General features: G+C 40.0%; 3 protein-coding genes and 1 tRNA gene. 2 read left to right on the plus strand and 2 right to left on the minus strand.

All coding sequences use genetic code 11. From position 1 onward, the window contains the following. The first annotated feature begins 268 nt into the window (after positions 1–268). Positions 269–2,020: a DEAD/DEAH box helicase gene (locus CXF72_RS14015; RefSeq protein ID WP_101039760.1), complete on the plus strand. Its 1,752-nt coding sequence runs from the start codon at positions 269–271 to the stop codon at positions 2,018–2,020. A gap of 441 nt (positions 2,021–2,461) precedes the next feature. Here CXF72_RS14015 and glgC read toward each other — a convergent pair whose 3' ends face one another. Next, positions 2,462–3,739, minus strand: a complete 1,278-nt coding sequence (gene glgC / locus CXF72_RS14020; RefSeq protein WP_101039762.1) for a glucose-1-phosphate adenylyltransferase — start codon at positions 3,737–3,739, stop codon at positions 2,462–2,464. A 772-nt stretch (positions 3,740–4,511) separates the two neighbouring features. Between glgC and CXF72_RS14025 the strand changes: the two genes are divergently transcribed. Beyond that, complete coding sequence (locus tag CXF72_RS14025) at positions 4,512–6,758, plus strand: peptidase U32 family protein (protein WP_101039764.1); 2,247 nt, start codon at positions 4,512–4,514, stop codon at positions 6,756–6,758. Between the two features lie 1,026 nt (positions 6,759–7,784). Here the strand turns inward: CXF72_RS14025 and CXF72_RS14040 are convergent. Next, a tRNA-Gln gene (locus tag CXF72_RS14040) sits at positions 7,785–7,859 on the minus strand. Between the last annotated feature and the right edge of the window lie 77 nt (positions 7,860–7,936).

Genomic DNA, 7,936 nt, shown 5'->3' on the forward strand with positions numbered 1-7,936 from the left:
TCATGTTATTAGGTCATGTTATTAAGTCGGATTATATGATTGCCAGTCCGTTATGTAAAAGTCTATTTCTGATCCTGTTTTTTATTTTCTCAGGGATAATGAGCCCATCGGGAAGAAGTTTACTCAGAAAACTCATGAGATTAGGGCTATAAAAAAACTGAAAATCTTATTGGGTGCTGGTTATCGAAAAGGGACAACTACCTGTGCATTAAAATTAGAATTAGATTAAACTTGGCTGCCAATTGTCTGCAATTAGTTACTTACATATATGTATACGCTTCGCCCCTATCAACAAGACGCCGTTCAAGCGACTGTTCATTACTTTCGTCAACATTCAACACCTGCCGTACTGACACTGTCGACCGGCGCGGGAAAAAGCCTGATTATTGCTGAGTTAGCACGCATCGCCAAAGGAAAAGTGTTAGTACTGGCACACGTCAAAGAGCTTGTTGAGCAAAATCACGCTAAGTATGAAAGTTACGCTTTAAAAGCATCCATTTTTTCTGCCGGGCTTGGCCGCAAAGAAATTGAACGCCAGGTTGTGTTCGCATCGGTACAGTCAATAGTGAACAGTTTAAAAGAATTTTCAGAAGCGTTTTCTTTACTGGTGATTGACGAGTGCCATCGTGTATCGGAAGATGAAAACAGCAGTTATCGCAGAGTGATTAATCATCTCCAAAAAATTAATCCAAACATAAAAGTGTTGGGGCTGACCGCCACTCCCTATCGCCTCGGGACAGGGTGGATTTATCAATACCATACTCGCGGGCAGGTCCGCACGCAGCAGGCGCGTTTTTTTCGTGATTGTATTTTTGATTTACCGATCCGATTTTTACTCGATGAAAAATACCTGACCGAGCCAAAAATAATGGATATGGCTGTGTTGGGCTATGATTTTTCGAGCCTTAAATCCTCATCAAATGGGAATTTTAAAACAGCTGAATTGGACAGTATTGTTAAAAAATCCCAGCGGGTCACACCTAAGATTATCGAACAGGTGATTGAGACTGCAAGAGATAGACTTGGCGTGATGATTTTTGCTTCAACCGTCAATCATGCACAAGAAATTATGGGCTATTTGAGTGAAGAAAATGCGGCTCTGGTGATTGGGGATACCCCCCTTGAAGAGCGTGACCGTATTATTAATGCTTTTAAAGAGCGCAGCATTAAATATCTGGTTAATGTTTCAGTATTAACCACTGGATTCGATGCCCCGCATGTTGATTTGATTGCCATTTTACGTCCAACTGCCTCTCTTAGCCTGTATCAGCAGATTGTGGGACGAGGTTTGCGCCTGTTTGCGGACAAAAAAGATTGCTTGGTGATGGAATTTGCGGGTAACTGTTATGATTTATATCAACCCGAATTGGGAGAGCCTAAACCCGACAGTGACAGTGAAATAGTCACTATCCCTTGTCCGGCTTGCCGGTTTAATAATAACTTCTGGGGGAAAATGGATCCGGCGGGCTTTGTGATTGAGCACTATGGCAGACAATGCCAGGGATATGCTAACAATGAGGAGGGGGAGCGGATAATATGCGGTTATCGTTTTCGGGCTAAATTTTGTGAACTCTGCGGTGCGGATAATGATATCGCTGCGCGGAATTGCAATAATTGTGACCACGTGCTGGTGGATCCCGATAAAAAACTGCGCGAAGCACTTAAACTCAAAGATGCATTAATTATAAAATGTGCAGATCTCAGATTAGAGCCCGGAAAGAATAAATTTGGAAAACCGCAGCTTAAGGTTACTTATATTAGTGAGGAGGGGGCAGAGCTTAACGAATTTTGGCAACTTTCGACTAAAACCCATAAATCTGAATTTTTAAATCGATTTATTCAAGCGCATTTAATCGATCGTCATCATCCCTTTACGGAAACAGCCCCGAGTAAGGTTTGTAATAATCAGCACCGACTGCGTCCTCCTGAGATTGTTATCGCCAGAAAAAAAGGCCGTTTTTGGACTATTAGCGATAAGTTATTTGATCTTGAACAGTATCAAAAAGACGCTGTTTTATAACTAGTGCTATCGGACCTAAGTTTGCATTATATATTCATGATCTAATTTCATCATCCCGTTCAATAGAAAAGGGTTGGACAATTAGATTATGTACGCGGACTTATATCGGCGTCTTTACTCTGTGTGGCGCTGCCCTCTGTGGTAGTTCGTAGGGTGCGCTCCGCGCACCAATTGCCAATGCTTGCGGTGCATAGAATGCACCCTACAACTATTTTAGCCTTTACTCTGTGTAGCGCGGAGCACCTCTGTGTTCTCTGTGGTAGTGCTTTTAAGTTTGTTACAAAAATCACCACGCACACTTGATCATAAAAATGAATGATCGTATTTAAGTCCGAAGACACTAGACTAAATTCATTGCCGACCTTTTTTTAAGCTATGATCAGCCCTGAAAAAGGGTAACTGCGGTTACCCTTAGTGTGTTTTTTGTTATTGAGCGTTGTTTTAGTCATAATCCTTTTTTTTAGCCAAGGCCTTCAACATCTTACTAGTAACAAGGGTGATCCCTTTTTTGGTCACTCGAAAACCGTTTTCTATATCTTGCTCTCGATCATAACCAATGCTTAAACCCGCAGGAATACGGCAGCTACTGTCGACGATAACCCGTTTTAATTTACAGCGCTCCCCGACATGGCTACCATGCAGTATCACCGATTCCTCAATAAGGCTGTATGAGTGTGTATGAACACTTGAATATAATAATGATTTACGAATAGTTGAACCGGAGATGATACACCCGCCGGAAATCGTTGAATCAACGGCCAGACCACGGCGCTGATCGTCATCAAAAATAAATTTGCTCGGCGGGAGCTGCTCCTGATATGTCCAAATAGGCCAAGCTTTATCATATAAATCGAGTTGTGGTTGAGGGGTCACAAGTTCCATATTAGCTTCCCAAAATGAATCTAATGTACCCACATCACGCCAATAGGGCTGATTATCACTATCCGGATCTTTAAAGGCATAGGAAAAAATATTATTATCTTTGATAATTGACGGAATAATATCATGTCCGAAATCACGACTGGAATTTTCGCTTGAAGAATCATTTAACAAATGTTCGAACAAAAAATCAGTATTAAAAAGATAATTACCCATTGAAGCCAGACACTGGCCCGGCTTATCGGGTATTTCATTAGGTTGACTCGGCTTTTCATCAAATGCTATCACTTTATGATCCGCGTTGACTGTCATTACGCCAAAGCTGCCGGCAGCATCTTCGGTTGTCGCTTCAAGACAGCAGACGGTCATATCGGCATCATTGGCAACATGCTCAGCTATCAGAGGACCATAATCCATACGATAGACATGATCCCCGGATAAAATTAAGACATATTTAGGACGCTCAGCACAAATAATATCTATGTTTTGATACACAGCATCGGCTGTCCCCAGATACCAATCATTGTTATTACCCTGTGATGCCGGCAAAACTTCAACAAATTCCGATAAATTAGCCTTAAAATTTCCCCAACCGCGGTTAATGTGGCGGATTAAAGAGTGTGATTTGTATTGAGTTGCGACCCCTATGCGGTTAATACCTGAATTGATACAGTTTGATAAGGAAAAATCGATAATCCGAAATTTACCGCCAAAATAGACGGCAGGTTTAGCGCGCAAATCGGTCAGTTCGAATAATCGACTACCACGACCGCCTGCTAAAACCAATGCATAGGTATCTTTGGTGAGGTTACTAATATACCTATCACTTCTGTGTGGCATAAAATCTCCAAAAAAGTTGAGTATGTAAGAAACAAGTCTTATTCTTTTGATCAATCAGATTGAATATTAAACAGATAAAAAATTTTAACTTTACATCGCAATTTTTTTAATATTACTACGACCTGCATCTTTTCTAATTCCATCACGACCGAAGACTGTTTTTATCCAGCAAGGTATAACAACTAAACGATAGTCGTCATACTTTGATTTTTGATTGAAATTTTTTAGTTCTAACAGAAGCGTTGCTGAGCGGAAGGATCAAAAGAATCTGCTTAACACACTGTGAATGGACACTGTAAATAATTTATATAATCGACTGTTAGATTAGTACAATATTTTTAATAAATTACAAAATTTAATCGTTATTCGCTATTTTGCGAGTTATGTCTAAATAACAAGCCATTAAAATTGAAAAATAAGACAGTTTATTTTGCCGAAACAAAAACGCGCTATCAGCTCTTGTAAATATAATATTTAAATCAATTGTAAGCACTGATTTCGATCATATAGCGTTATCGTCACAGGATTAGGTCGGAAAAAAACGGCATTGTGTTATAACACTTCAAAATGGCATAACCATTCTTATTATATTCCCTATTGCTTCGACATTCGGGCTAAGGCTGAATCTGCAGTTTGAGTACAGTGTTTATTGTCAGCTACAGACGTAACCTCTTACGCTGACGATACGACTAAAGCCGAATTAATAGCAATGCATACTCTATGCAGGTAGAATCGCCACCAAAATATAAGCAACTATTGAGAGAGAGATTTCGTGACCCAACAAAAAATTGAATTATTGGCCCCCGGTGGTGATGTCGACGCGATTAAAGCCGCTATTTTGGCGGGTGCAAATGCCGTCTATTGCGGTTTAGATACCTTTAATGCTCGCAACCGCGCAGCCAATCTTTCATTTGATGAGTTAGTCGGTGTGATAGGGCTTGCCCATCAATACGAGTGTGAAGTTTTTTTAACCTTAAATATTGTGATTTTAGAGCATGAAATAGCCGGCATCGTTAAATTACTTAACCAATTAGTGAATACGGATGTTGATGGTATTATTGTTCAGGATTTAGGTGTGTTTAATCTGGTCAAGAAGCATTTCCCCAGCCTTAAGATACATGCATCAACTCAGTTGACCACACATAACGAGGGGCAAATCTTATTCCTCTCTAAAATAGGTGCCACAAGAGCGAATTTGTCACGCGAATTGAATCTTGGCGAAATAAAAAGTTTAACCACCGTTGCCCATGAGAACGCGGTGCTGACTGAAGTCTTCGTGCACGGCGCGTTATGTATTGCTTTCTCGGGACAATGTTATTCGAGCTCCGTGAGTGTGGGTAATTCTGGTAATCGTGGTCGCTGCAGTCAGGCATGTCGGGATGAGTATGAAGTCACCGCGGCGGGTAATAAATTCCCGCTTAATTTAAAAGATAATTCAGCTTATTTTGATCTTCCTGAATTGGTTGATGCAGGGGTTGATTCCTTAAAGATTGAAGGGCGTATTAAAGGGGCTCAGTATGTTCATACCGTAGTCGATACCTGGCGCCAGCAGATCGACGCGTTTGTAAAAAGCGGTAAACTATTAGACGATGATTCAAGTCTGTATAAGGTCTTTAACCGCGATTTTACCAACTCGTTTTTAAAAGGTAATTTGACTAAAGATATGTTTATCGATAATCCCCGCGATAATAGTTTTCAGCATGCGAATGATCAAAATAATGCGATATCGGTAGTGCAAATTCAAGAGGTTCAACAAACACTTTCCACGGAAAAAAATGAAATCGGCAGCTTGGTTGCCGAAAAAATTAAACATCTGAGTATTGCCAAAACAGCGCTCTCAATGGCTTTTTCAGGAAAACTTAATACGCCATTGGTGGTTACTGTTAAGCGAGACGATAAGGTGTTTGTGGTTGAGTCTGCAATGCAATTAATAGCGGCAGACCAATCGCCTGTTGATCAGGCTGCCATTGAAAAACGCTTTAAAAGTTTTAAAAATAGTGAATATAATCTTCAGGATTTTAATTTTGATGATTTTGATGCAGGCTTAAGCCTTCCTTTTAAAGAACTCACTAACATCAAGAATAAAGTGGCTTTTTTATTAAATGATTCAATTGATATTATTCCGCCAGTGACCTTGCCGGCACTTAAAAAGCATCCTAAGAAAGAAGGCAAACCGACCTTATCAATACTGATAAGTAATGAGAAGGATCTACACCTCTGTGATGTGACCGATGCTGATATCTATTTTAAATTACCGGAAAGCTTTAAAAAGAATTGCACTAAGTTTATTAAACTCTTTTTACAAAATCCGAGATTAATTCCCTGGTTCCCAGCGGTGTTAATAGGTAAAGATTACCTGGAAGCGGTAAAGATTTTAGAGCAGGTAAAACCCCAACGTATTGTGACTAATAATACCGGTATTGCTTATCAGGCAAATGCGCTGAATATTGAGTGGATAGCGGGGCCTTTTTTAAATACGACCAATTCTTATGCCTTGATGACGCTGCAGGAAGATCTTAATTGTTCAGGTGCGTTTATTTCTAACGAAATTAACCGTAATCAAATTAAAAATATTGCCCGCCCTGAAAACTTTAAGTTGTTATACAGTATCTATCATCCCATTTTAATGATGACCAGTCGCCAGTGTTTCTTCCAGCAAACCGTAGGCTGTAATAAACCCAGCATTGAAGATGGCTGTATGCTTAAGTGTGAAAAGGCGACAACCATCACCAATGTAAAAGGATTCTCTTTTGCTGTTGATAAACAGAAGGGCGGATACCCGAGTATTTACAATGATGAACAATTCTTAAATTTTGATGTTGTCACCGATTTTTCCGATTTATTCGATGAATTTTTTATTGATTTAACCGATATTGGTGCCGGCTCAAAAGCGCAGCAGGATAAAGTTGCTTTGATTGGACATTTTGAAAATCTACTGGCAGGGATAGAAGGCGCGCAGGATCAACTTGACCAGAGGGTGACGGTTTCAACCAATGCTCAATACAGGCAGGGGTTATAAAATAATAGCAAACGCATTTAAGATGTGATCTTGCATAATATTAAACCAGCGAAAGCTGGTTTTTTTATATCTTAATTTTGAGAAGACAGAGTGTAGACAAAATCGTTGAGTGCTTGCACCAATTCCATTCATTAGGTGGTCTATTCAGGCGCAGGTAAAAGGCATGTAAGCAGAGCATTGATTGCAGTAACTAGTGTCTTAGGACTTAAGTTTTTTATAAACTTACGAGTGAATTTCATCATAAATCCTTTAATCGTTAAGGCAATGAATAATTATATTGTGTATGTCGACTTTTTCCGATTACCACTCATTATAGCTTTTGCCCTCCCGAAGACGGGATTCCAATTTAGAGTGCCACTTAACCGCGGGATTTTGTGTGTTTTCGGAACTGAGCCTTTAGGCTCGGCGCTTGCCCGTGTCTCATTACTTTATTATACCAAAGCATTAAGTTTATGATCACTTGCTTCAAAGGAAAAATTGACGCTCACAAATCCGTGAGGATTAATTTGATCAGTATTGCGAAGGAAAAATTAGCACTAATAAGGCGAGAGTTGCGGGAGATAGTTCTTCTCACTTCAAAACTCACAACGCAGTTAGGGGGGATTTTAACCAGCAAGGGTGATCACCTTTGCTGGTTATTTTGGTATTAGTAGGGTGCATTCTATGCACTGCAAATAGCGGCAATCGGTGCTGAAGCGCAGCCTACGGGTTATTCTATCGCCAATTTTGCATTTGAGGATTATGAACATATAGTTGTGAAGGTTAGTAGAGGATGGAATAACTTTAGGTATTATGTAGAAAAGGTAAAAATACTTTACCAAAGAGAGTGGGCAAATCTGATCACTTAATTAATGCGTTTGGTATGACAGGCATAAAAAACCAGCAATAAGCTGGTTAATCTATTTTTACCGAAGTAAAAAAGTGGTGCGGAAAGAGAGACTTGAACGCTCACACCTACGCTGACCTTGAGGAATAGCTGAACCTAAATTTAGCGCATTTACCAATTTCACCATTTCCGCTTTAATGTGGCTGGGATAAGAGGATTTGAACCTCTGAATGCCGAGATCAAAACCCGGTGCCTTACCGCTTGGCGATATCCCAATTGTTCTTTTAAATACTTTTCTAACGGGTCGTCATTCGGAATGCCGAGATCGTGATTAACACTCTCAGTGCATTAT

The organism is Psychromonas sp. MB-3u-54 (assembly GCF_002836415.1).
Classification (GTDB): domain Bacteria; phylum Pseudomonadota; class Gammaproteobacteria; order Enterobacterales; family Psychromonadaceae; genus Psychromonas.

Coding starts and splice junctions, on each gene's coding strand:
- CXF72_RS14015 (WP_101039760.1), top strand. CDS start 269: ATGTATACGCTTCGCCCCTATCAACAAGACGCCGTTCAAGCGACTGTT.
- glgC (WP_101039762.1), bottom strand. CDS start 3,739: ATGCCACACAGAAGTGATAGGTATATTAGTAACCTCACCAAAGATACC.